Origin of the sequence: Rhodococcus koreensis (assembly GCF_017068375.1) — a bacterium.
Classification (GTDB): domain Bacteria; phylum Actinomycetota; class Actinomycetes; order Mycobacteriales; family Mycobacteriaceae; genus Rhodococcus_F; species Rhodococcus_F koreensis.
On sequence record NZ_CP070609.1, the window covers coordinates 3959300 to 3983852 of the forward strand.

Annotated in this window: 18 protein-coding genes and 1 pseudogene; 8 read left to right on the plus strand and 11 right to left on the minus strand. The window is 69.0% G+C overall.

Features of this window, described 5'->3' with window-relative positions; genetic code table 11:
* Positions 1-48 precede the first annotated feature (48 nt).
* Positions 49-842, plus strand: a pseudogene (locus JWS14_RS18225) (LLM class F420-dependent oxidoreductase).
* A gap of 68 nt (positions 843-910) precedes the next feature.
* Here the strand turns inward: JWS14_RS18225 and JWS14_RS18230 are convergent.
* Positions 911-2125 (minus strand): acetyl-CoA C-acetyltransferase, encoded by a 1215-nt coding sequence (locus JWS14_RS18230; RefSeq protein WP_206013993.1) that lies wholly within the window; start codon positions 2123-2125, stop codon positions 911-913.
* A gap of 254 nt (positions 2126-2379) precedes the next feature.
* Between JWS14_RS18230 and JWS14_RS18235 the strand changes: the two genes are divergently transcribed.
* From JWS14_RS18235 to JWS14_RS18250, 4 genes are all read left to right on the plus strand, one after another.
* Positions 2380-3846, plus strand: a complete 1467-nt coding sequence (locus JWS14_RS18235) for a class I adenylate-forming enzyme family protein (RefSeq protein ID WP_206013994.1) — start codon at positions 2380-2382, stop codon at positions 3844-3846.
* 66 nt (positions 3847-3912) lie between these two features.
* Positions 3913-5724, plus strand: a complete 1812-nt coding sequence (locus JWS14_RS18240; RefSeq protein ID WP_206013995.1) for a DUF3556 domain-containing protein — start codon at positions 3913-3915, stop codon at positions 5722-5724.
* Positions 5721-7154, plus strand: coding sequence for a phytoene desaturase family protein (locus JWS14_RS18245; RefSeq protein WP_206013996.1), 1434 nt, complete (start codon positions 5721-5723; stop codon positions 7152-7154). Before JWS14_RS18240 ends, JWS14_RS18245 begins: the two co-directional genes overlap by 4 nt.
* Entirely contained in the window at positions 7151-8464 is a 1314-nt protein-coding gene (locus JWS14_RS18250) for a PucR family transcriptional regulator (RefSeq protein WP_420855117.1), read from the plus strand. Before JWS14_RS18245 ends, JWS14_RS18250 begins: the two co-directional genes overlap by 4 nt.
* Positions 8465-8524: 60 nt before the next feature.
* Here the strand turns inward: JWS14_RS18250 and JWS14_RS18255 are convergent, their stop codons facing one another.
* From JWS14_RS18255 to JWS14_RS18265, 3 genes are read right to left on the minus strand one after another with little or no spacing between them, the layout of a single operon-like run.
* Complete coding sequence (locus tag JWS14_RS18255) at positions 8525-10216, minus strand: acyl-CoA dehydrogenase family protein (protein ID WP_206013997.1); 1692 nt, start codon at positions 10214-10216, stop codon at positions 8525-8527.
* An 18-nt stretch (positions 10217-10234) separates the two neighbouring features.
* Positions 10235-11740 carry a class I adenylate-forming enzyme family protein gene (locus JWS14_RS18260; RefSeq protein WP_206013998.1) on the minus strand — a complete coding sequence of 502 codons (1506 nt, stop codon included), beginning with the start codon at positions 11738-11740 and terminating at the stop codon, positions 10235-10237.
* A gap of 20 nt (positions 11741-11760) precedes the next feature.
* Positions 11761-12396 carry a TetR/AcrR family transcriptional regulator C-terminal domain-containing protein gene (locus JWS14_RS18265; protein ID WP_072945159.1) on the minus strand — a complete coding sequence of 212 codons (636 nt, stop codon included), beginning with the start codon at positions 12394-12396 and terminating at the stop codon, positions 11761-11763.
* 136 nt (positions 12397-12532) lie between these two features.
* Between JWS14_RS18265 and JWS14_RS18270 the strand changes: the two genes are divergently transcribed.
* Together JWS14_RS18270 and JWS14_RS18275 are read left to right on the plus strand one after the other, a co-directional pair.
* On the plus strand, positions 12533-14344 hold the full coding sequence (locus tag JWS14_RS18270; RefSeq protein ID WP_072945157.1) for an ABC transporter substrate-binding protein/permease: 1812 nt from the start codon (positions 12533-12535) through the stop codon (positions 14342-14344).
* A 4-nt stretch (positions 14345-14348) separates the two neighbouring features.
* Entirely contained in the window at positions 14349-15074 is a 726-nt protein-coding gene (locus JWS14_RS18275; protein ID WP_072945155.1) for an amino acid ABC transporter ATP-binding protein, read from the plus strand.
* A 68-nt stretch (positions 15075-15142) separates the two neighbouring features.
* Here the strand turns inward: JWS14_RS18275 and JWS14_RS18280 are convergent, their stop codons facing one another.
* Genes JWS14_RS18280 through JWS14_RS18305 form a run of 6 tightly spaced genes read right to left on the minus strand, consistent with a single transcriptional unit; the run spans position 15143 to position 22955 of the window.
* On the minus strand, positions 15143-18544 hold the full coding sequence (locus tag JWS14_RS18280) for an NAD-glutamate dehydrogenase domain-containing protein (protein WP_206013999.1): 3402 nt from the start codon (positions 18542-18544) through the stop codon (positions 15143-15145).
* A gap of 43 nt (positions 18545-18587) precedes the next feature.
* Positions 18588-19451, minus strand: coding sequence for a 5-oxoprolinase subunit C family protein (locus JWS14_RS18285; protein ID WP_206014000.1), 864 nt, complete (start codon positions 19449-19451; stop codon positions 18588-18590).
* Positions 19448-20089 carry a 5-oxoprolinase subunit B family protein gene (locus tag JWS14_RS18290; RefSeq protein ID WP_072945148.1) on the minus strand — a complete coding sequence of 214 codons (642 nt, stop codon included), beginning with the start codon at positions 20087-20089 and terminating at the stop codon, positions 19448-19450. The genes JWS14_RS18285 and JWS14_RS18290 overlap by 4 nt, the downstream gene beginning before the upstream one ends.
* Positions 20086-20841 (minus strand): LamB/YcsF family protein, encoded by a 756-nt coding sequence (locus tag JWS14_RS18295; protein ID WP_072945146.1) that lies wholly within the window; start codon positions 20839-20841, stop codon positions 20086-20088. Before JWS14_RS18295 ends, JWS14_RS18290 begins: the two co-directional genes overlap by 4 nt.
* Complete coding sequence (locus tag JWS14_RS18300) at positions 20831-21619, minus strand: putative hydro-lyase (RefSeq protein ID WP_072945144.1); 789 nt, start codon at positions 21617-21619, stop codon at positions 20831-20833. The genes JWS14_RS18295 and JWS14_RS18300 overlap by 11 nt, the downstream gene beginning before the upstream one ends.
* A complete protein-coding gene (locus tag JWS14_RS18305) occupies positions 21612-22955 on the minus strand; it encodes an MFS transporter (RefSeq protein ID WP_338051172.1) in 1344 nt (447 codons plus the stop codon). Before JWS14_RS18305 ends, JWS14_RS18300 begins: the two co-directional genes overlap by 8 nt.
* Positions 22956-23049: 94 nt before the next feature.
* Between JWS14_RS18305 and JWS14_RS18310 the strand changes: the two genes are divergently transcribed.
* On the plus strand, positions 23050-23763 hold the full coding sequence (locus JWS14_RS18310; RefSeq protein WP_206014001.1) for a GntR family transcriptional regulator: 714 nt from the start codon (positions 23050-23052) through the stop codon (positions 23761-23763).
* 16 nt (positions 23764-23779) lie between these two features.
* Here the strand turns inward: JWS14_RS18310 and JWS14_RS18315 are convergent, their stop codons facing one another.
* Positions 23780-24475: a FadR/GntR family transcriptional regulator gene (locus JWS14_RS18315; protein WP_206014002.1), complete on the minus strand. Its 696-nt coding sequence runs from the start codon at positions 24473-24475 to the stop codon at positions 23780-23782.
* Between the last annotated feature and the right edge of the window lie 78 nt (positions 24476-24553).

A 24553-nucleotide genomic window follows, 5' to 3' on the forward strand; every position in this document is an offset into this window, starting at 1 on the left:
CGAGCAGTATGGATCGAGAAGGCCCACCGTCTACTCCGAGGAGCCAGAATGACTCGTCCAGTTCGCATCGGCGTCCAACTTCAGCCGCAACACGCGCCCGACTACGGGATGATCCGCGACGCGGTGCTGCGGGCCGAGGACGCCGGCGTCGACATCGTCTTCAACTGGGATCACTTCTACCCGCTGTACGGCGACCCCGCAGGCGCCCACTTCGAATGCTGGACGATGCTCGGGGCGTTCGCCGAACAGACGGAACGGGTGGAGATCGGCGCGCTCGTCACGTGCGCCGGCTACCGCAACCCGGACCTCCTCGCCGACATGGCCCGGACCGTCGACCACATCAGCGGCGGACGCCTGATCCTGGGCATCGGCTCCGGTTGGTTCGAGCGCGACTACGACGAGTACGGCTACGAATTCGGCACCGCCGGGTCGCGCCTCGACCTGCTGGCCGAGTACCTCCCGCGGATCACCGCCCGGTTCGCCAAGCTGGAACCCGCGCCCACCCGGCACATTCCGATTCTCATCGGCGGCGGCGGCGAGAAGAAGACGTTGCCGCTGGTCGGCAAATACGGCGACATCTGGCACAGCTTCAGCGACATGGACACGTACCAACGTAAGTCGGGGATCCTGGCCGGGTACGCACACGATGCGGGACGCAGCCCGGAAGCATCCAGCACTCGACGTCGTGGCCGGGTGTCGACGACGCGGCGGCCCATGTCGACGCCGGTGTCACGCTCTTCACCGTGGGTGTGGGCGGTCCCGACTACGACCTCGGCACGCTGAAGGAGGCCATCGCCTGGCGCGACGAGAACACCCCGCCGCCGCTGTCGGGCCTGGCCTAGGCGCTTCGCGCCCGTGCGCCTTTCTGGTTGTTCTGGCTACCAAAAAGGCGCACGGGCGGCGGAGCCGCCTACAGCCGCTCGAGGACCATGGCCATGCCCTGACCGCCTCCGACGCACATGGTTTCGAGGCCGAACTGCTTGTCGTGGGTGGTCAGGTTGTTGAGCAGGGTGGCGGTGATGCGGGCACCGGTCATGCCGAACGGGTGACCGAGGGCGATCGCGCCGCCGGAGACGTTGAGCTTGTCCTCGTCGATGTTCAGCTCCCGCGCCGACCCGATCACCTGCACCGCGAATGCCTCGTTGATCTCGACGAGGTCGATGTCGGAGATGCCCAGCCCCGCGATCGCGAGGGCGCGCTTGGACGCCTCGATCGGGCCGAGTCCCATGATCTCCGGCGACAGACCGGACACCCCGGTGGACACGATCCGGGCGAGCGGGGTCAGTCCGAGTTCCTTGGCCTTGGTGTCGGACATGATGACCAGGGCGGCGGCGCCGTCGTTGAGCGGGCACGCGTTGCCGGCGGTGACGGTGCCGTCCGGGCGGAACACCGGCTTGAGCTGGGAGACGGCCTCGTAGGTGGTGCCGGCGCGGGGACCGTCGTCGGTGGAGACGACGGTGCCGTCGGGGAGGGTGACCGGGGTGATCTCCCGTGCGAAGAAGCCGTTCTTGATGGCCAACTCGGCGCGGTTCTGGGAGCGCACCGCCCAGCGGTCCTGCTCCTCGCGGGTGATGCCGGTGACCTGGGCGACGTTCTCGGCGGTCTGGCCCATCGCGATGTAGGTGTCCGGGACCAGGCCCTCCTGCCGGGGGTCGACCCACTGCTGGCCGCCCTGGGCGAGCTTCTCGGTGCGGGTCTGCGCGTCGGCGTACAGCGGGTTCTGGGTGTCGGGCAGCGAATCGGAGTTGCCCTTGACGAACCGGGACACGGTCTCGACGCCGGCGGAGATGAACACGTCGCCCTCACCGGCCTTGATGGCGTGCAGCGCCATGCGGGTGGTCTGCAGCGACGACGAACAGTAGCGGGTGATGGTGGTGCCGGGGATGAAGTCGTAGCCGAGCTGGACGGCGACGTTGCGGCCCATGTTGAAGCCCTGCTCACCGCCGGGCAGACCGCAGCCGAGGATGAGGTCGTTGACGTCGGTCGGGTCGAGTGCGGGCACCTTGTCGAGGGCCGCCTGCACCATCTGCGCGGCGAGGTCGTCCGGGCGCATGCCGACCAGCGACCCCTTCATGGCACGACCGATCGGGGAACGGGCAATGGAAACGATGACGGCCTCGGGCATGGGTAACTCCTACCGATTGACGTGGTGGACGGCGGTCGGTGCGGACCTGCAGCCCCTCAGTTCTAAGCATCTGCTTATTTTCTAAGCATTTGCATATATTGACCACGGCCGCGGCGCGGTGTCAACCCCCGGGCCCCTGCGGTTGTGCTCAACCGACAACGCGGCGTCCGAACTCGAGCCCCCGAGACCGTTTCCCACCCCCAAACCCGCCGATAGTGTCGTACATCACACCACCACCGAAGGGGATCGAAATCGTGTCGCACATCGGCTATTTCGCTTGGGACCGCGCCGCACAGCGCGCTGATGCGCCGTGCCTGCGCGACGACCGCCTCGACCTGACCTACCGGCAGTTCGCGGAGCGGGTCGACGCGTTCGCCGCGCAGTTGTCCGGGCACGGCGTCGGTCGCGGTGACGTCGTCGCGATCATGCTGCCCAACCGCGCCGAACTGCTCGTCGCCCTCATGGCGTCCTGGCGGATCGGGGCGGCCGCGACCCCGGTCAATCCCACCTTCACCGCGACGGAGGCGGAGTATCAGATCGCGGACGCCGCCGCAGTTCTCGTCGTCAACGAGGGACCGGACGCACCCACCGGCGGACGGCCGACGATCGCCGTCGACGACATGGCGGCCAGCCCCGACCCCGACTGGGCGCCGGGCCCGACCGCCGGCGCCGGCGACCTCGCCCTGCTGATCTACACGTCCGGTTCGACGGGACGCCCCAAGGGTGTGATGCTCACCCACGAGAATCTGCAGTTCATGAGCTCGTCGATGGTTCAGCACTTCTCGCTCACCGCCGACGACCATTGCCTGCTGATCCTGCCGCTGTTCCACGTCAACGCGATCTGCGTCAGCTTCCTTGCTCCGATGCTGGCCGGCGGTCAGCTGAGCGTCACCGGACGGTTCTCCCCGGCCCGGTTCTTCGACGACGTCGCCCGACTGCGCCCGACGTACTTCTCCGCCGTCCCGACCATCTACGCCCTGCTGGTTTCCCAGGACGCCGACACCGACCTCTCGTCGCTGCGGTTCGCGGTGTGCGGGGCCGCCCCGATCTCGAAGGAACTCCTCGACCGCGCCGAGCAGCGTTTCGGTCTCGTCATCGTCGAGGGCTACGGGCTGACCGAGGGGACGTGCGCGTCGGCGTGCAACCCGCCGGGCGGCGTCCGCAAGCTGGGCACGGTCGGGCCCGCGCTGCCGGGTCAGACCATCGCGATCGTCGACGAGTCCGGCGCACCGGCACCGGTGGGGACCGTCGGTGAGGTGGTGATCCGGGGCGCGAACGTGATGCGCGGCTACCTCGGACGGCCCGACGAAACCGAACGCACTGTCGTCGACGGCTGGCTGCACACCGGCGACGTCGGACGCCTCGACGAGGACGGCTACCTCACCCTCGTCGACCGCATCAAGGACATGATCATCCGCGGCGGCGAGAACATCTACCCCAAGGAGATCGAGAACGCCCTCGCAACCCACGACGACGTCCTCGAGGCCGCCGTGATCGGCGCCCCGCACGACGTGTACGGCGAGGTCCCGGTCGCCTACGTCGTCGCCTACCCCGACAGCCCGGTCACCGACGATCAGCTCGACGACCATCTGCGCGACCGGCTGACGAAAGTCAAACTGCCCGTGGCCATTCACATCGTGGACGCCTTGCCCCGCAACCCCGTCGGCAAGATCGACAAGCCCGGTCTGCGCAGCCGCCACCGGCCCGCCGCCGTCAACTGATCCAGCACCACCCCAGACCTCGGGCGCCACCCGAGGCGATGACCCCTACCCGCAAGGAGCCTCCCCATGGGATTCAAGACCGGGAACTTCCCCGAAGTCGACCCCGCCACCTTCCTCGACCTCCCGTTCCGCGACCGTCTGCGCGCCATGTCGACGCATTGGGTCGACTACGGCTTCGGGACCCCGAAGATGGTGCACACCATCTACATTCTGAAATTGCTCGTCCTCTACCTCGGTGCCGGACTGTCGATCGCGACGTTCACCTCCGGGTACAACGTGCTCGACGTCGGCGCGTGGTGGAACGCACCCATCGTGTACCAGAAGCTGATCCTGTGGACCCTGCTGGTCGAGACGATCGGCCTGGGCGGTTCCTGGGGTCCGCTCGCCGGCCACTTCAAGCCGATGATGGGTGGCGCCCTGTTCTGGCTGCGGCCCGGCACCATCCGGCTCCCACCGTGGCCGGGGAAGGTACCGCTGACCTCCGGGGACACGCGCACCGTGTTCGACGTCCTGATCTACGCCGCGATTCTGATCAACATCATGCTCGCGCTCGGGTTCGCCGGCGTGCACACCCCGTCCATCGACGCGGTACTGCCCGGCAACCACGGCCTGGTGAACCCCACACTCCTGTTGCCGCTGATCGCATTGCTGATCGTGATCGGGCTGCGGGACAAGGTCATCTTCATCGCCGCCCGCGGCGAGCAGTACTTCCCGGCCGTCGTCTTCTTCGGCGTCCTGCCGTTCGTGGACATGATCATCGCCCTCAAGCTGCTCATCGTGTCGGTGTGGGTCGGCGCCGGGATCTCCAAACTCGGACACCACTTCTCGATGGTCGTCCCGCCGATGCTGTCCAACACCCCGTGGATGCCGTTCAAGAAGATCAAGCGCGCCCACTACCGCAGTTTCCCCGAGGACCTGCGACCGTCGATCGTCGCCGGTGGTGTCGCCCACGTGCTCGGCACGGTCGTAGAGGTGGTGACCCCGCTGGTGCTGCTGTTCTCCACCAACCGCACGCTGACGCTGCTCGCGGTCGCCTTGATGGTGGCATTCCACCTGTTCATCCTGTCCACGTTCCCGCTCGCGGTGCCGCTCGAATGGAATCTGCTGTTCGCCTACGCGTCGATCTTCCTGTTCGTCGGATTCCCCGCCTGGGACGGGTACGGCATCGCCGACATGTCGTCGGTGTGGCTGACCGCGGCGATCGTCGCCGCGCTGGTGTTCTTCCCGATCCTCGGCAACCTGCGCCCCGACCTCGTCTCGTTCCTGCCGTCGATGCGCCAGTACGCCGGCAACTGGGCGTCGGCCACTTGGGCGTTCGCGCCGGGCGCCGAGGAGAAGCTCGACCGATTCGTGAAGCGGCCCAGCCAGAACACCCGCACCCAGTTGCTCGCCACCTACCCGCCGGAGGTCGCGGACGTGGTGATGCACCAACTGCTCGGCTGGCGGTCGATGCACAGCCAGGGCCGCGCGTTGTACTCGCTGCTGATGAACCACCTCGGCGACGACATCGACACGTACTCGCTGCGGGAGGCCGAGTTCAGCTGTAACTCACTCGTGGCGTTCAACTTCGGAGACGGCCACCTGCACAACGAGTTCCTGATCGCCGCACTCCAGCGGCGCTGCAACTTCGCGCCCGGCGAATTCGTGATCGCCTGGATCGAATCGCAGCCCATCCACAAGGGCATCCAAGAGTACAAGGTGATCGACGCGGCGCTCGGAGTCATCGAACGAGGCACCTACAAGGTGTCCGACGCGATCAACGAGCAGCCGTGGCTGCCGAACGGGCCCATTCCGTTCGACGTGCAGTGGAGACTAGGGGGAGACGTCGAGGAGCGGGAGAGCGAGTTGACGAAGCCGAACGTGGCGGTGCGGCCGTGACGACCGCGGTCGTGGTCGGTAGCGGGCCCAACGGGCTCGCCGCCGCGGTCCACCTCGCCCGGCACGGCGTCGACGTCCAGGTCCTCGAGGCCGCCGACACCATCGGTGGCGGCACCCGCTCCGCCGAACTCACCGTGCCCGGACTGCTGCACGACGAATGCTCCGCGTTCCACCCGATGGGCGCCGGATCGCCGTACCTGCAGACCCTCGACCTCGAACGGTTCGGGCTGACCTGGAAGTGGCCGGAGATCGACTGCGCGCACCCCCTCGACACCGGCGACGCCGGGCTGCTGCACCGCTCCGTCGAGGACACCGCCGCCGGCCTGGGCGACGACGGAACACGCTGGCAGCGGATGTTCGGCGGACTCGCCGACGGCTTCGACGACCTCGCCGCCGACCTCATGCGCCCGATCGCGAACATCCCCCGGCACCCGATCAAGCTCGCAAGCTTCGGCCCCCGCGCCCTGTTGCCGGCCACCGTCACGGCCCGCTGGTGGCGCACCGAGAAGGCCCGCGCACTGTTCGGCGGCGTCGCCGCGCACGCGTACTACCGCCTCGACCGGCCCGCGACGTCCGCGGTCGGGTTGATGATCGTCGCCGCCGGGCACCGCTACGGATGGCCGGTCGCAGAGGGCGGGTCGCAGTCGATCACCGCCGCGCTCGCCGCGATGCTCACCGACTGGGGCGGCAAGATCACCACCGGCACCCGGGTCCGCAGCCCGCGGGACATTCCGCCTGCGGACGTCGTCCTCCTCGACCTCGCGCCGTCCGCCGCCGCCGACATCCTCGGCGACCGGCTGCCGCCGCGGGTCGCCAAGGCCTACCGCCGGTACCGGCACGGACCCGCCGCGTTCAAGGTCGACTTCGCCGTCGACGGCGGGGTGCCGTGGACCGACCCCGCCTGCGGTCGCGCCGGAACCGTGCACCTCGGTGGAACTTTCGCGGAGATCGCCGACGCCGAACGCGACGTCGCGACGGGCCGGATGCCGCGGCGGCCGTTCGTCCTCGTCGGACAGCAGTATGTCGCCGACCCCGGCCGATCGAACGGGAGCCTGCACCCGCTGTACGCGTACGCCCATGTCCCGCACGGATACACCGGAGACGCGACCGAGGCGGTGATCACGCAGATCGAACGGTTCGCCCCCGGGTTCCGGGACCGCGTCGTCGCCACCGTCAGCAGTGGTCCCGTGCAGTTGGCCGAGTCGAACGCGAACTACGTCGGCGGCGACATCATCGGCGGCGCCAACACCGAAACCCAGGTGGTGCTGCGCCCCCGGATCGCCCTCGACCCGTACAGCACCGGGATCCCGGGCACCTACCTGTGCTCGGCGTCCGCACCGCCCGGCGCCGGCGCGCACGGCATGTGCGGGTACAACGCCGCCCAGTCCGCGCTGCGCTACCTGCGCCGCGCCGGAGGGGACGTGCTGTGAGCAGTCCCGCCCCCGGCGACCGCCGCGCCGGTGCCCGTCGCCGGATGGCGCGGGTGCCGGCGATGGCGGAGACCGAGGTCCTCGACATCGTGGCCGGAATCGCACGGAAACTCGATGTGCGGCAGGCGGAGATCACCCGCGCGATGAGCGCGCTGCTCGCGCACGAGATCGACCAACTCGACGAGGACCCGCAGCTCGTCGAACTGCTCGAGGCCAGTGTGCACGGCAACGTCTCGACGATCGTCCACGTCCTGGCCAACGACATTCCCGTCGACCATCTCCAGCCCACCACCGCCGCCGTGGAGTACGCGCTGCGGTTGGCGCAACGGGACGTGACGTCGAACTCGCTGGTGCGCGCGTATCACATGGGCCAGGACGATCTGATGAAGATCTGCTACGACGAGGTCAGCGCCCTCGACCTGCCCGGACCGCTGACTCTCGCGGTGCTCAAACATATCTCGGAGGTCGTGTACAGCTACATCGACTGGATCACGCTGTACGTGTTCGACGCCTACGAGCAGGAACGGTGGCGGTGGCTGGGTGCCCGCGGCAACGTGCACTCGTCGACCATCCACACCCTCCTCACCGGGACCGGGAACGACGGGTCCGCGTTCGAGGCCGAGACGCAGTACCGGCTCGACCAGACGCACGTCGCGATGATTCTGTGGTCCACCGGAGCCGACACCGAGGCGAGCCTCAACGCGCTCGACCACTACGTGCGCGACCTCGCCCGTCACCTCGCCACCGACTCCGCGCCCATCGTCACCGCTATCGACCGCCGAACCCTCTGGGCCTGGCTCCCTTTCGGTCGCCGCAAGCCCGCTCTCGACACCACCGAACTCGCCGCCGCCCTGCCGTCGAAACCGGGCATCCGGACCGCGATCGGCCTGCCCGCACCCGGGATCGCCGGATTCCGGCGGTCGCACGAACAGGCGCGGGCCGCTTACTCCGTCGCCACCGTGCCCCACACCCAGGTCCGGCCGATCGTCGGTTTCGGCGACCGCGGCGTCGCCGTCGTGTCCCTCCTCGCCGAGAACCTGGACTCCACCCGGGCGTGGGTGTGGGAGGTCCTCGGCCCGCTCGCGGAGAACACCGACCAGGCCGCAACCTTGCGGACCACGCTGAGCACCTACTTCGCGACCGGCGAGAGCCACCTCCACACCGCGCAGCAGATGAACCTGCACCGCAACACCGTCAAATACCGCATCACCAAGGCACTCGGCGACCCGGCCACCGGCACGCACAGCAAGTTGGATCTCGCACTCGCCCTGCAGGTGTGCGAGTTCCTGGGCCCGGCGGTCCTGCGGTAGGCGGCTTCGCCGCCTGTGAGTGGGAAAGGAGTCTCTGGACTCGTTAACCACGCACGGGCGCTACGCGCGACGGAGGATCGCCTGCAGGTCGGCGGCCGGGGAGAGGGTGCCGTATTCGTGGCTGCGGTCGGGGCCGAGGCGGGCGTCGACGAACGCGTCCGCGACGGCGCCAGGTGAGAACCGGGTGAGCAGCGACGCCTGCAGGGCGAGGGCCATCGATTCGACGACGGTGCGGGCGCGACGTTGGGCGTCGGCGGGGTCGAGTCCGGCGAGGTCGCCGAGTTGTGTACGGACCCGGTCGAGGTGCGCGTCCAGCACGGTGTTGGCGCCGCGGGCCAGGTTCACCTCCGCGTCGAACGCGGCGACGCTGTCGGGTTCGCGGGTCATCGCGCGCAGGACGTCGAGGGCGATGACGTTCCCCGACCCCTCCCAGACGGCCATGACGGGCTGTTCGCGGTAGCGGCGGGCGAGCGGGAAGTCTTCGGTGTACCCGTTGCCGCCCAGGCATTCCAGCGCCTCGTAGGCGTGGTGCGGGCCGCGCTTGCAGATCCAGTACTTCGCGACGGCGGTCGCGAGCCTGCGGAAGCTGCGCTCCTGCTCGCTCGCGTCCTCGTCGTGGGCGCGGGCGAGTCGCAGGGCGGTGACGGTGGCCGCCTCGGACTCGAGCGCGAGGTCGGCGAGCACCGACGTCATGGCGGGCTGGTCGGCCAGGACGGCACCGAACGCGGCACGGTGCCGGGCGTGCCACACGGCCTCGGCGACGGACTGCCGCATCCCCGACGCGCTGCCGAGCACACAGTCGAGGCGGGTGCGCGCGACCATCTCGATGATGGTGCGGACGCCGCGCCCCGGTTCGCCGACCATGACGCCGACGGTGCCGTCGAGTTCGATCTCGGACGACGCGTTGGACTTGTTGCCGAGCTTGTTCTTCAGCCGCTGGATGCGGAAGACGTTGCGGGTGCCGTCCGGGAGGATGCGCGGCAGCAGGAAACACGACAGCCCTTCGCCGCCCGCACCTTCCGCCTGAGCGAGTACGAGGAACGCGTCGGACATCGGCGCGGAGCAGAACCACTTGTGACCGGTGAGCAGGTAGTCGGCGCCGGAACCGCCGCGTGCGGCGGGTTTCGCGACGGTGGTGTTGGCGCGGACGTCGGAGCCGCCCTGCTTCTCCGTCATCGACATGCCGAAGATCGCGGACGCCTTGCCCGGTGCGTCGAGTTCCGGGGTATAGCTGCGGGACAGGGCGCGCGGCTTCCAGATCGCGGCGACGTCGGGTTGCAGTTCGAGGGAGGGGATGACGGCGTTGGTCATCGAGATCGGGCAGGAGTGGCCCGGCTCGATCTGCGCGAACAGCATGAATGCGGCTGCGCGAGCGACGTTCGCGCCGGGTTTCGGATCGGCCCACGCGGACGTGTGCGCGCCGTGTGCGACGGCCGCGGAGATGATCCGGTGGTAGGACGGATGGTACTCGACCTCGTCGATCCGGTTGCCCCAGCGGTCGAACGTCTTCAGTTCGGGGATGATCGTGTTGGCGAGTTCGGCGTCGTGCTGGAACGTGGCGCTGCCGACGAGCTCACCGATGTCGGTGAGTTCCGCAGTGGCCCAGTCGGCGTCGTGGCGGCGCACGCCCTCGGACAGCACGGTGTCGAGCGTGAACTCGTTGACGTCGGTGCGGGGCACCGACTGGTTGAGCACGGTGTGCGTCCGGTGGGGCGCGGGATGGGTGACATTCGTTTCGGAAAAGGTAGTCATGGCAGTGTCTTTCGTGAGTCAGCTCGCGGTGCGGATCAGGTGCTTCTGAATCTTGCCGGTGGGAGTGCGGGGCAGCACGGTGGCGAACACGTAGTCGCGGGGAATCTTGTAGCGCGCCAGCTTGTCCGACAGATAGTCGCGGAGGTCGTCGGCTCCCACGACATCCGCTTCGCGCCACACGACGTGCGCGACGACGGTCTCGCCCCACTCCGGGTGCGGGCGCCCCACGACGGCGACGTCGACGACGTCGGGGTGGCCGGAGATGGCGTCCTCCACTTCCTTGGAATAGACGTTCTCGCCGCCGGTGATGATCATGTCTTTCGCGCGGTCGACGATGAAGAGATAGCCGTCGTCGTCTTTGCGGGCGAGATCGCCGGTGCGGTACCAGCCGCCGTCGGCGAACACGGCCGCGGTGGCGTCGGGGTCGTCGAGGTAGCCCTGCATCACGGTGTCGGTGCGCAGCCAGATCTCGCCGATCCCCCCGGCAGGCACGTCGGCGCCGTCGGGGCCGGCCAGGCGCATGTCGACGCCGGCGAGCGCCGCCCGGCCGATGGAGCCGGCCTTCGCGAGCTGCTCCTCCGGATACAGAACGGCCCCCACGGGACCGGTCTCGGTCATCCCGTACACCTGGTAGAAGCGGGTGGTCCGGTACGACTCGACGAGCCTGCGGGCCACGTCCGCGCCGATCGGCCCGCCGCCGTACAGCCAGGCGCGGACACTCGACAGGTCGTATGCGGCGAAATCCGGTACCGCGTTCAGCGCCGTCGTGTAGATGACCGGCGGCCCGAAGCACAATGTGATGCGTTGCTGCTGAACCGCTTCCAGGAACCGGATCGGGTGGTACTCGCGCAGGAGCACCACGGTGCCGCCCATGTACAGCGTGGCCATCAGCCAGTTGTTCAGCGGGGACGCGTGCCAGATCGGGACGGCCATCAGCAGCCGCTCGTCGCGGGTGATGGACAGGCCGAGCGCCGCCGTGGTCGCGACGCGCACCACGTTGCGGTGGCTGTGGACGCAGCCCTTGGGTGCGCCGGTGGTGCCGGACGTGTAGAGGATTTCGGCCGGGTCGTTCTCGTCGACGTCGATGCCGTCGATCGGGTCGAGGTCCGCGATCGCGTCGTCGAAGAAGGTGTACCCGTCCACCGCGGTGTCGGTGGACAGCAGCACCACCGGCGTCTGCAGCCGCTCGATCACGGGCGCGAGTTCGCCGTCGAAGATGCACACCTTCACGTGTGCGTGCCGCAGGATGTAGTCGACCTCGGGTGCCTGCATCTTGTGGTTGACCGGCACCACCACCGCGCCGACGCGCCAGGCGCCGAGCATGGCGTAGACGAAGCCGGGGGTGTTGAAGCACATGAGGGCGACGCGGTCACCGCGCCCGACCCCCAGTTTCTGCAGGAGTGCCGCGGCGTGGCGGCTGCCGTCCTGCACGGAACCATACGTATGGTTCCGGCCCTGGAAGTGGAGAAACGCCTTGTCGGGCGTCTTGCGGACGTTGCTGTCGAATACGCGAACGATGTTCATCGCGCTCCTTGAAGAGGGGGTCAGTCGATGGAGGTGTTGAGGACGGTCTCGGGAATCTGCAGGTTCGCGAAGATGACGGCGACGGCCTCCTCGAGCGAATAGCCGAAGCTCTCGCCGGTGGCGGTCTTCTGGATCACCAGTCCGAAGATCGCCGACCAGAATGCCTTCGCCTCCACGTCGATGCCGGCGCGCAGTTGCCACCCGGTGCGCATCAGGGTGCGGATGAGCGCGTCCTCGCCCGAGGAGTGCAGGGTGCGGAGGGTGTCGGTGATGAGGTCGCGGAGTTCGCCGCGGCGGCCCGTCATGAGCATCGCTTCGACGAACAGTTCGACGCTGGGCGCGCCCGGTCCGAGCAGGGAGCCGACGAGTTTCTCCGTGTAGTCGCCGACGGTCTCGGCGGTGGCGGCGTCGTCCTCGGCCCGCTTGCCGGCGCGCAGCACGGCAGCGCAGGCCACCTCGACGAAGAGCCGTTCCTTGGACCCGTAGTAATAGGTCACCTGGTTGGGGTGGGCTCCGGCGGCGGCACAGATCTGGGTGATCGCGACGCCGTCGCCGTGTTCGAGGAAGAGTTCGGTGGCGGCGGTGAACAGGGCGTCGCGGGTCTGCCGACCGGACTCCCGGGTTGCGCGCGCTGCTCGGCCCGTCTGCGACGCCATGGCTGCCCCTCCAAGTTGTTTGTACGACAAACAATAACTTCTCTTTGTTTGTATGACAAACAAGGAGAGTGACGGGCGTCGCCCGAGGCGTCCTCCGAGCCCGGAAAACCCGCCTGCCAGGGTTACGCTGCTCACCATGTTTTCTTCCGTCGGAGCGAAGATCCGTGTGGTGGTGGCGTTACTGCTCACCGCCCTGCTGGCGTTGACCCTGTCGTCCTGTTCCAGCGGCGGCGACACCTCGGGGTCGGCGCCGCAGGATCTGTGTTCCCCGCCGGGAGTCGGCGCGGCCACGGCCGCCCCGACCAACCTCGCCGCCGCGGGCGCCGCGGCCGAAGACCGCTACACGACGCCGTCGACCACCCCGCTCGACCAGATCGACACGTCGAAACTGAACCTCATCACCCCCGGGGTGCTCACCGTCGGCACGCTGTCCGACGCGCCGCCGAGCATCTGCGTGAACTCGGACAACCAGTTCACCGGCTACGACAACGAACTGCTGCGGGCCGTCGCCGACAAGCTGGGCCTGCGCGTCGACTTCGTCGGCACCGAGTTCGCCGGGCTTCTCGCCCAGGTCGCCGGGCGCCGCTTCGACGTCGGGTCCTCGTCCATCACCACGACCGACGAGCGCCGCAACACCGTCGGCTTCACCAACGGCTACGACTTCGGCTACTTCTCGCTCGTCGTTCCCAACGGCGGACCGATCCAGAGCTTCGACGACCTGAACGCGTCGACCCGCATCGGCGTCGTCCAGGGCACCGTCCAGGACGACTACGTCGTGAACACGCTGAAGCTGAACCCGGTCAAGTTCCCCGACTACGCCACCGCGTACGCCAACCTCAAGACCGGGCAGATCGACGCCTGGGTCGCGCCGTCGCAGCAGGCGGAGGGCGCCATCGCACCCGGCGATCCCACGTCGATCGTCGAGAACACCTTCAGCGTCAACAACTACGTGGGCTGGGCCGTCAACAAGGAGAACCAGCCGCTCGTCGACGCACTGAACTCCGGGCTCGACGCCGTCATCGCCGACGGCACCTGGGCCCAGCTGTATTCCGACTGGGTGCCCCGCGAACTGCCCGAGGGCTGGAAGCCGGGCAGCAAGGCGGCGCCGGCGCCCGACCTTCCGGACTTCGCCGCGATCGCCGCCCAGAACGCGAACGACACGACCGAAACCCCGGTCGCCGAACCCAAGTCGACACTCCAGCAACTGAAGGACACGTTCTTCGACTGGGACCTCTACACCCGGGCCTTCCCCGACCTGTTGAAGACCGGTCTACCGAACACACTGATCCTGGCGTTGGCGTCCGGCATCGTCGGCACCGTCCTCGGCATGCTGCTCGCGATGGCCGGCATCTCCCGCACCCGCTGGCTGCGCTGGCCCGCCCGCGTCTACACGGACGTGTTCCGCGGTCTGCCCGCCGTCGTCATCATCCTCATCGTCGGACTCGGCGCCGGACCCGTCGTCAAGGGACTCACCGGCAACAACCCGTACTGGCTCGGCGCCGCCGCACTGTCGCTGCTGGCGTCCGCGTACATCGGTGAAATCTTCCGGTCCGGGATCCAGAGCGTCGAACCCGGACAGCTCGAGGCGTCCCGGGCGCTCGGCTTCAGCTATCGGAAGTCGATGACGCTCGTCGTCGTCCCGCAGGGTGTGCGGCGGGTGCTGCCCGCGCTGATGAACCAGTTCATCTCCCTGATCAAGGACTCGTCGCTGATCTACTTCCTCGGCCTGCTAGTCAGCCAGCGGGAACTGTTCGCCGTCGGCCGCGACCTCAACGCACAGACCGGCAACCTGTCACCGCTCGTCGCCGCCGGCCTGTTCTACCTGGCGCTCACCATCCCGCTGACGCACCTCGTCAACTACATCGACAACCGTCTGCGCACCGGCCGCGCCGACACGTCCGGCACGCTCGACCCGGTGGAACAGTCCATCGTCGTGGAAAGGGGATAGGGCGATGGCCGTCTCTCTCACTGGAACCAACCTGCACCTCGCGTTCGGCACCAACCAGGTGCTGCGCGGCGTCGACCTCCACGTCGACGCCGGCGACACCGTCACCGTCATCGGGCCGTCCGGCTCCGGCAAGTCCACGCTGCTGCGGGTCCTCAACCGGCTGCACGAACCCGATCAGGGCGACGTCCTGCTCGACGGCAAATCCGTGCTGCAGGACAACCCCGACAAGCTGCGGCAGCGCATCGGCATGGTGTTCCAGCACTTCAACCTGTTCCCGCACAAGACCGTCGTCGACAACATCGCGCTCGGCCCCCGCAAGCTCAAGGGCATGTCGAAGGACGAGGCGCGGTCGGTGGCGCTCGAGCAACTCGAACTCGTCGGCCTCGCCAACAAGGCCGACTCACGGCCCGGCAACCTGTCGGGCGGGCAGCAGCAGCGCGTCGCGATCGCCCGCGCCCTCGCGATGAAACCCGAAGTGATGTTCTTCGACGAGGCGACGTCGGCACTCGACCCCGAACTGGTGAAGGGCGTCCTCGCCCTGATGGCCGACCTCGCGAAGGGCGGCATGACGATGGTCGTCGTCACCCACGAAATGGGCTTCGCCCGCGAGGTGTCCGACACCGTGCTGTTCATGGACCACGGCGCCGTCGTCGAGACCGGCAAACCGGACCAGCTGTTCGACAAGCCCGAAACCGAACGGCTGCAGCAGTTCCTGTCGCAGGTGCTGTAGGTCGCTCCGCGGCCCGTGCGTGGTTAGCGAGTCCAGAGACTCCTTGAGCACGCACGGGCGCGAAGCGCCTACCGCGTCATCGCCCGGATCCGCCTGGCCGCGACGGAGATCAGCGCCAGCGTGGGTTCGGTGGCGACCTCCGACTCGATCTCGGTGAGCAGCGCCCGCGCGCGGGCGAGCCGGGCGGCGTTGTGCTGCTCCCACTGGTCGACCTTGTCGGCCGCGGCGTCGCCGGGTTCGCTGACGGACAGCGCGTCGAGGGTGATGGCGCGCAGCGAGCTGTAGAGGTCGTCGCGCAGGGCGAGGCGGGCGAGGGCGTGCCACCGGTCCAGCCGCGGGAGCGCGGTGACGGCGGTCAGCGCGGTGTTGATGTGCAGGTGCGCCGACAGCGCGAAATACAGTTCCGCGACGTCCTCCGCGCGGTGCTGGGAGATCTCCGCGATGTCCACGATGTCCACGATGTCGAGAAGGCAGTACGTGTGCAGGAGGTCCGCGACGTCGGCGGCGATCCCGGCGTCCGCACCCCGCGACGTCAGGGCCTCGGTTCGGCCCTCGACGGCGGTGATCTCGTCGCCCTGCAACCATTCCCGCACGCGGGGTCCGAGTTCGCGGACCACCGGCCGGTAGCGGGCGATGGTGGCCTCGAGCGGCAGCGGTTGCGGCCGGTGCGTGGTCAGCCACCGCGACGCCCGGTCGATCAGCCGCTGGGTCTGCACGGTCAGCGCGTTCGTCCCGGACGCCGGGGTCGTGTCGGCCGCCGCCCGGATCCGCGCGAAAGTCGCTCCGAGGTCGAAGATCTCGGTGACGGCGGTGAAGGCGTTCACCGCCTCCGCCGAGTCGGCGCCGGTCTCCTCCCGCAGCCGGAAGGCGAACGTCATCCCGGCACGGTCGACCATGTCGTTGACGACCGACGTGGTGACGATCTCCCGGCGCAGCGGATGCGCGGCGACCGTGTGCGCGTACTCGCGGCCGAGCCGCGGCGGGAAGTAGTCGTGGAGCCGGCCGGCGTAGACCTTGTTGTCGGGGAGCGTGGTGCCCGACAACTCGCTCTTGATGAACCGCTTGACCTGCGCGGTGAGCTGCGCCAGTTCCGGGCTGGTCAGGCCCTTCTGCTCGCGTTCGAGGGCACCGAACTGGGCGGACGTCGGGAGCACGTCGATCGCGCGGTCCACGTGGCCGCGCCGTTCCAGGTCGTCGACCATGCGGGAGTGGAAGCTGACGAGCGTCGCCGCCTGCGCCCGGTTGAGGCTCATCATCTCGTTCTGGCTGCGGTTGTCGGCGAGGACGAGCCTGCTGACGTCTTCGGTCATGTCGGACAGCAGTTCTCGACGATCCTGCGCGGTGAGCGTGTCGTCGGCGGTGGCGCCCGCGAGGGCGATCTTGATGTTGACCTCGTGGTCGGAGCAGTCGACACCGGCCGAGTTGTCGAGTGCGTCGGTGTTGACACGACCGCCGTGGCGCGCGTATTCGATTCGGCCGAGTTGGGTGAGGCCGAGGTTGCCGCCCTCGCCGACCACCCGGACGCGCAGCGCGGGCGCGTCCAACCGGACGGCGTCGTTCGACTTGTCGCCGACGTCCGCGTGACTCTCCGACGTGGCCTTGACGTACGTGCCGACGCCGCCGTTCCACAGCAGGTCCGCGGGCGCACCGAGGACGGCGCGGACGAGTTCGACGGTGGTGAGCGCCCGATCCGTGTCGATCCCCAGCGCGCGCCGCGCCTGCGGTGTGAGCCGAACCGACTTCGCCGACCGGTCGACGATCATCGCGCCCTCGCTGAGGACCGCCCTGTCGTAGTCCTTCCAACTGGACCTGCCGAGGCCGAAGAGCCGCGCCCGCTCGTCCCAGGACGTCTGCGGGTCGGGATCGGGGTCGATGAAGACGTGGCGGTGGTCGAACGCGGCGACGAGGCGGATGTGGGGGCTGAGCAGCATCCCGTTGCCGAACACGTCGCCGCTCATGTCGCCGATCCCGACGACGGTGAAGTCGTCGGTGCGGGTGTCGACGCCCATCTCACGGAAGTGCTGCACGACGCTCTCCCACGCGCCGCGGGCGGTGATGCCCATCGCCTTGTGGTCGTAGCCGACGGACCCGCCGGACGCGAAACCGTCGCCCAGCCAGTACCCGCGCGCGAGCGCGACGGCATTGGCGACGTCCGAGAACGCCGCGGTGCCCTTGTCCGCGGCGACCACGAGGTAGGTGTCGTCGCCGTCGCGGCGGACGATGCCGTCCGGCGCGATCACGTGCCGGGTCGCGATGTCGAGGTTGTCGGTCATGTCGAGGAGGCTCGAGATGAATTCGCGGTAGCAGGAGATTCCGGCCGCCAGCATCGCCTCCCGGTCGGCGGCGGCGTCGCCGGTCGCCGCGGGCGGGTTCTTGACGACGAAGCCGCCCTTCGCCCCGGCGGGGACGATGACGGCGTTCTTGACCGCCTGCGCCTTCACGAGTCCGAGGATCTCGGTGCGGAAGTCGTCGCGCCGATCGGACCACCGGAGGCCGCCGCGGGCGACGTCGTCGAACCGCAGGTGCACGCCCTCCATCCGCGGCGAGTACACGTAGGCCTCGTATTTCGGCCGGGGCAGCGGCAATTCGTCGATCGACGAGGAGTCGAACTTGAACGCGAGGGCGCGCCCGGGCCGGGGGTCGCCGGCGTAGTAGGTCGTGCGGGTGGTGGCGCGGATCAGGGACAGCAGGGCCCGCAGGATCCGGTCGGCGTCGATTCCGGCGACGGCGTCGATCGCGGCCGAGATGCGGTCTTCGAGCGCGCTCTCCGCGGCGGCGTCCTGTTCCAGGCTGGGGTCGAGCCGGAGTGCGTGCAACTCGACGAGGAGTTGGGTGATGCCGGTGTTGCCCAGCAGGACTCGTTCGACGTTGCTGCGGCTGTACGGGAGCCCGGCCTGCCGCAGGTATGCGGCGTACGCCCGCAGGACGGTCACCTGACGCCAGCCGAGCCCGGCGTGCAGGACAAGGGCGTTGAACCCGTCCACCTCGGTCTCACCCGTCCACGCCGCGCGGAACGCGTCCGCGATCCGGCCGTCCCGAGTGGACCCGTGGCCGTCCGTGACGGCCGGCAGGTCGACGGTCAGGTCGTAGATCCAGGCGCGACTGCCGTCCGGCCGGGTCAGCGCGGCCGGACGTTCGTCGAGGGCGTTGACGCCCAGGCTGGACAGGATCGGCAGCACCTCGTTGAGCGGTGCGGGTTTCCCGACGGCGTAGATCTTGAGGTTCTCGTACGGCGCGGACGCCTCGGTGGTGGTGAACGTCAGCGCCACACTGTCGACGTCGAGACGTTCCACCGCGGCGACGTCGCGGATCGCCTGTGCCGGATCGGTTTCGGTGGCGTAGCTGATCGGCAGCGCGGACGCGTAGTGGCGCGCGACCGCGGTGCCCTGACGGTGCGGTTCCGCAAGCAGCGTGTTGCGCCACAACTCGTGGGACCAGGGTGTGTCGAGTTCCGTGCCGATGCTGTTCATGGCGATGGGGTGATCTCCTGTAGTGGGATCGGCGCGCAGCCGATCACGCAGTGGTGAAGCGAATCAGTTGGCCTGGGCGGGCCTGGGCGATCCGGTCGATGTCCTCGTCCGCGACGACGCCGATGACGGGGTAACCGCCGGAGATGGGATGGTCCGCGAGGAACACGACGGGCTGCCCGCTCGGCGGAACCTGGATGGACCCGAGTGCGACGCCCTCGGTGGGGAGTTCGGCCTCGGACGTCCGCTGCAGGGCAGGTGCGCCGGCGTGCCGGTTCAGCCGGGCGCCGATGCGGTCGGTGTCCGGGGAGACCGCCCACGCACCCGTGGTCAGCGCGTCCGGGTTGGTGAACCAGTCGTCGCGGGGGCCGCCGATGACCCGCACCGACAGCGGTCCGGGGTCCATCGCGGGGAGGGGCGCGACGTCGACGTTCGGGAAGTTCCTCGTCCACGTGCCGACGGGCAGGACGTCGTTGGGCTTCAACGCTTCCGGCCCGATCCCGGAGAGGGTGTCGGTGCTGCGGGAGCCGAGCACGTCCGGCACCGCGAGGCCACCGCGGACCCCGACGTAGCTGCGCAGCCCGACGTGCGCATACTGCAACCGCAGCGTCTGCCCCGGCTGCATCACGATGACGCTCGCGTGACCCATCGGGATGCCGTCGAGCAGCGCCGTGGCGGGGGCACCGGTGACGGCGACGGTCGTCACCGCCTGCGCACGCAGGGCGAGCCCGCCCATCAGCACCTCGATGCACGCGCCGTTCTCGTCGTTCCCGACCAGACGATTCGCGAGCCTCGCGGACCCGCGGTCGGCGGCGCCGGACACGCCGACACCCGAACTCAGGTAGCCGGGGCGGCCGAGATCCTGGATCAGGCTGAGCGGACCCGTTTCGAGTACTTCGAGTTCACTCACAGCGTTTCCTCGTCGACGAATCGGACGCGACGTCCCGGCTGCAGCAGCGCCGGGGGTTCCGCGTCGAGGTTCCACATCGGGGAGTCCGTGGTTCCGATGATCTGCCATCCGCCGGGTGAGGACCGCGGATACACCGCGCCGTAGCCGCCGGCGAGGGCCACGGACCCGGCGGGCACCACGGTGCGTGACTGCGCGCGCCGGGGCACGGTGAGCCGGTCGTCGCCGCAACTCAGGTAGCCGAAACCCGGTGCGAATCCGATGAATACACAACGCCAGGTGGCGGCGGTGTGGGCGGCGATCACGTCCTCGCGGCTCATCCGCAGAAGGTCGGCGACATCGGCGAGATCGGCGCCGTCGTAGCGGACCGGGATGGTGATCGGTTCCGATTCGGGGACGCCGGTGTGGTCGTGCACCTCGAGGTCGACGGTCAACGTCCGCAGCGCGCGGCGCACCTCGTCGAGGTCGGTCCGCGGTGTGGTGGTGACGAGCACCGTGCGCGCCGCGGGCAGCACGTCCTCCATACCGGGAACCGGTGTCCGGCGCAGGCGTTCGGTCAGCGACACGACCAGGGGTTCCGAGTCGAGTTCGACGAGCAGGGCCCGATCGCCCGCCGGGAGGATCCGGGTGGGGGTGGTCATGTGAAGGATCCGAGCGTGACGTCGGCACTCTCCAGCGCGTGACGGACCCGGCGCGCGGTGTGCACGGACCCGGGCGTGTCGCCGTGCACGCAGATGCTGCGCACCGCGACCGCGACGTCGTCGCCGTCTATCGACTCCACCGTTCCGGTCGACACCATCCGCACGGCCTGGGCGGCGGCGACGTCGGGATCGTCGATGACGGCGCCGGGCACCGAGCGCGGGGTCAGCGTGCCCGCGGCGGTGTAGCGGCGGTCGGCGAACCCTTCGGCGACGAACTCGATGCCGTGCGCCTCCGCGGCCCGCTGCAACTGCGATCCGGGTGGTCCCATCAGCGTGAGCGGCTCGGCGAACTCGTCGATGGCCGACGCGACCGCATCGGCCCGCTCGAAGTCGAGTGCCGCGGAATTGTAGAGCGCACCATGCGGTTTGACGTACGTCACCGAGGATCCGGCGGCGCGGGCGAACCCGGCGAGCGCGCCGATCTGGTACAGCGTCTCATCGCGAAGATCCGCAGGCGACACCGCGAGTTCGCGCCGGCCGAATCCGGCCAGATCCCGGAAGCCCACGTGCGCCCCGATCGCGACGCCTCGCTCGGCCGCGCTCTCGCAGGCCTTGCGGATGATCATCGGATCGCCCGCGTGAAACCCGCACGCGATGTTCGCACTGGTGACGACGTCGAGGAGGGCCTCGTCGTCGGCCAGCGTCCACTGCCCGAAGCCCTCGCCGAGGTCGCAGTTCAGGTCAACGCGCATCGGGGACCTCCAGGACGTACTCGCTGTCCGGGGTGTCGGTGATCAGCATGTACCCGGGTGCGTGGGTGATCGCGAACGGCAACCGGGACGCCATCACCGCCGCCTGCGGGGTGACCCCACAGGCCCAGAACATCGGGACGTCGCCGGGCTCGAAGTTCACCGGATCGCCGAAGTCGGGGGCCGCGAGATCGGCGATGCCGAGTTCCGCGGGATCACCGACGTGCACGGGGCCACCGTGGACGGCGGGCATCCGCGCCGAGATCGCCGCCGCGAGCGCCACCTGGTGTTCGGGGACGGGTCGCATCGACACCACCATCGGCCCGCTGACCCGGCCCGCGGGCCTGCACTCGCGGTCGGTGACGTACATCGGGACGTTGCTGCCCTGCTCGACGTGCCGGAGCGGCACCCCGGCAGCGGCCACCGGGTGTTCGAACGTGAAGCTGCACCCGATGTGGAACGCGACGAGGTCGTCCCGCCACAGCGAGGACACGTCCGTGGTCTCGTCCGCGAGTTCGCCGTCCTTCCACACCCGGTACAGCGGCAGATCCGTTGCGATGTCGGCGCCGGGGGCGAGCATCGTCGTCCGGGAGCCGGCGTCGCCGACGTCGAGGACGGGGCACGGCTTGGGGTTGCGCTGGGTGAACAGCAGCACGTCGTATGCCCAGTCCTGCGGGACGGCGATGAGATTCGTCTGCGCGAATCCGGGTGCCAGACCGGCGGTCGGGGTGACGCGTCCCGAGCGGAACGCGGAGCGGAGGTCGGTCGGCGAGTCAGGCAAGTTCGCTCCCGCGGGTCTCGGGGAGGAAGAACAGGGCGAACACGGCGATGGCGTAACCGAGCGCGCCGAAGATCATCGCGCCTCCGATGCCCAGCTGGGTGGCGGCCAGGAAACCCACGACGGCGGGGAACACGGCGCCGACCGCGCGGCCGAAGTTGTACGTGAAGCCCTGGCCGGTGCCGCGGGACTGCGTCGGGTACAGCTCGGACAAGAACGATCCGAATCCGCTGAAGATCGCCGACGTGCAGAAGCCGAGCGGGAAGCCCAGGATCAGGATCAGCATGTTCGCACCCTCGGGCACCTGGGTGTAGCCGACCATGAAGATCGCCGACAGGAACGCGAACAGCTGCATGGTCCGCTTGCGGCCCAGCTTGTCGGTGAGGATGCCGCCGCTGACGTAGCCGAGGAACGCTCCGGAGATGAGGATCGCCAGGTAGCCGCCGGTGCCGACGACGTCGAGTCCGCGCGAGGTCTTGAGGAACGTCGGCAGCCAGGACGCCAGCGTGTAGTAGCCGCCCTGCACACCGGTGGCGAGCAGCGACGCGAGCACGGTGGTGCGGAGCAGTCCGCCGCGGAAGATGGCCGCGAACGAGCCCGTCTGCTTGCCCGCGGACTCGCGGCGCTCCGTGACGACCTCGGGGTCCTTCAGATTCCGGCGCACCCAGATGATGAGGAAGGCGGGCAGCACACCCGTGAAGAACAGCACGCGCCACGCGACGTCGGGGTCGAACAGCTGGAAGACGACGGTGTAGACGATCACGGCCAGCGCCCAGCCGACGGCCCACGCGCTCTGCACGAAGGCGACGGCCCGGCCACGGTACTCGGCGCGGGCGTATTCGGCGACGAGGATCGCGCCTGCCGCCCACTCACCGCCGAAGCCGAGGCCCTGGAAGGCGCGGAAGATCAGCAGCGTCTCGAAGTTCTGCGCGAAGCCGCACAGCACCGTGAAGATCGTGTACGTCGCGACGGTGACCTGCAGCGTGCGGACCCGGCCGATCTTGTCGACGAGGATGCCGGCGAGGGCGCCGCCGAGCGCGGACACCACCAGCGTCACGGTGGTCAGCAGGCCTGCCTGACCGGTGGTGAGGCCGAAGTAGGCGGCGATGGCCGCGAGGCCGAGCGGGAGGACCTGGAAGTCGTAGGAGTCGAGCCCGTATCCGCCGAACGCGCCGATGAAGGCTCTTTTTCCCTTCGGCCCGAGGGTGCGGAACCAGTCGAAGGGGCGCGCCTGCGCGACCTCGGTCTGTGTATCTGTGGTCATGGCACCTCGCCTGAAGAAGGGATGTAACTGCTCGAAGAATCCGATGTAACTCCCATCACGGTACAAATCGTTCAACGATCCTGCAATACCTCGAGAGGATTGTTATCCTGGAAGAAATCGCGGAACCGAGCTGACAACTATGATTGCGGTCGAGATCGAAACCTGAGGAGTGGACTTGACCAGCTCGAATGCCCTTCGCGGCGATGCGCATTCCCGCCTGGCCGCTCACCGCGGCCTGCTCGAACGCACCAGCAGGACCACGCGGGTCGCCGGCATTCTGCGGGACGCCATCATCGACGGAACGTTCCAACCAGGGGCGCGACTGTCCGAACCCGACATCTGCGCCGCCCTCGACGTCTCCCGCAACACCGTCCGTGAGGCCTTCCAGATCCTGATCGAAGACCGGCTGGTGGCGCACGAACTCAACCGCGGCGTCTTCGTCCGCGTACCCACCGCCGAGGACATCACCGAGCTCTACATCTGCCGGCGCGTCGTCGAATGCGCCGGCGTCAACGGATTCGACCCCGCCACCGGCGACCTGTCCGGCGTCGCCGAGGCCCTGGACCTGGCCGACGAACGGCACGCCGTCGAGGACTGGACCGGCGTCGGCACCGCCGACATCCACTTCCACAGCGCCCTCGCGAGCCTCAACAACAGCAACCGCATCGACGAACTCATGCGCAGCGTCTGGAACGAGGCACGGCTCGTCTTCCACGTCATGGACGACGCCCACCGATTCCACGGGCCGTACCTCACCCGCAACCACGAGATCTACGACGCCCTCGTCGCCGGCAACACCGAAGCCGCTGGTCAGCTGCTCAAGACCTACCTCGAAGACGCCGAGGCGCAGATCCTGGGGGCGTACCGCCCCGTGAGCGGTTGACGAGTCCAGAGACTCGTTACCCACGCACGGGCGCGAAGCGCCCGTAGAACCCCTCGATGTGCTCCCGCACCAAGCCGGCGGCCTCGGCGCCGTGTCCGCCGCGGAGGGCGGCGACGATGCCGCGGTGCTCGCAGCGCAGGTGGGTCGCGACCGCGGGCCAGTCGTCGAGCAGCGGCACGGCCTGCATGACGTAGCCGTGAATGGAGTCGCGGAGCGAGACCATCATCGCCTCGACGAGAACGTTGCCGGCCAGCCCGGCCATCGCGACGTGCAGGTCGGCGTCGAGACGGTGGAACGCCTCCGGGGAGAGGTCCTCGTCGTCCATCGCGTCGAGCAGCGTGTCGATGGCCGAGAAGTCGAGGTCACCGGACTGTCCGGCGGCTTCCTGCACCGCCCACGACTCGAGCAGCGTGCGCGTCTGGACGACGTCGCGGATCGGCAGGGTGCGCGTCGCCATGTGCAGCCGCAGGGCCGCGCCGATGGACGCGGCCGGGTCGGCGGCGACGATCGCGCCTGCGTCCGGTCCGGAGCCGACGGCGGTGCGGACGATGCCCATCGCCTCGAGCACGCGGATGGCCTCGCGGACGGACGAGCGTCCGACGCCCAGTTCCTCGGCGAGTGCGCGCTCGGCGGGCAGACGACCGCCGACGGTGAGTTTGCCGGCCGCCAGATCCTGCTCGATGCGGTGCAGGACGACCTCGTGTGTGCGCACGACCGAAGTTTACCTGGTGTGGTCTGACCACAGTGCGCTACTGTGGTCAGACCACAGCCCAGCCCGGTTGGAGTACCC

Bases quoted from the DNA above. Each gene is read 5' to 3' on its own strand.
- JWS14_RS18230 (WP_206013993.1), bottom strand. From the start codon at position 2,125: ATGCCCGAGGCCGTCATCGTTTCCATTGCCCGTTCCCCGATCGGTCGT.
- JWS14_RS18240 (WP_206013995.1), top strand. From the start codon at position 3,913: ATGGGATTCAAGACCGGGAACTTCCCCGAAGTCGACCCCGCCACCTTC.
- JWS14_RS18255 (WP_206013997.1), bottom strand. From the start codon at position 10,216: ATGACTACCTTTTCCGAAACGAATGTCACCCATCCCGCGCCCCACCGG.
- JWS14_RS18260 (WP_206013998.1), bottom strand. From the start codon at position 11,740: ATGAACATCGTTCGCGTATTCGACAGCAACGTCCGCAAGACGCCCGAC.
- JWS14_RS18265 (WP_072945159.1), bottom strand. From the start codon at position 12,396: ATGGCGTCGCAGACGGGCCGAGCAGCGCGCGCAACCCGGGAGTCCGGT.
- JWS14_RS18270 (WP_072945157.1), top strand. From the start codon at position 12,533: ATGTTTTCTTCCGTCGGAGCGAAGATCCGTGTGGTGGTGGCGTTACTG.
- JWS14_RS18275 (WP_072945155.1), top strand. From the start codon at position 14,349: ATGGCCGTCTCTCTCACTGGAACCAACCTGCACCTCGCGTTCGGCACC.
- JWS14_RS18280 (WP_206013999.1), bottom strand. From the start codon at position 18,544: ATGAACAGCATCGGCACGGAACTCGACACACCCTGGTCCCACGAGTTG.
- JWS14_RS18290 (WP_072945148.1), bottom strand. From the start codon at position 20,089: ATGACCACCCCCACCCGGATCCTCCCGGCGGGCGATCGGGCCCTGCTC.
- JWS14_RS18295 (WP_072945146.1), bottom strand. From the start codon at position 20,841: ATGCGCGTTGACCTGAACTGCGACCTCGGCGAGGGCTTCGGGCAGTGG.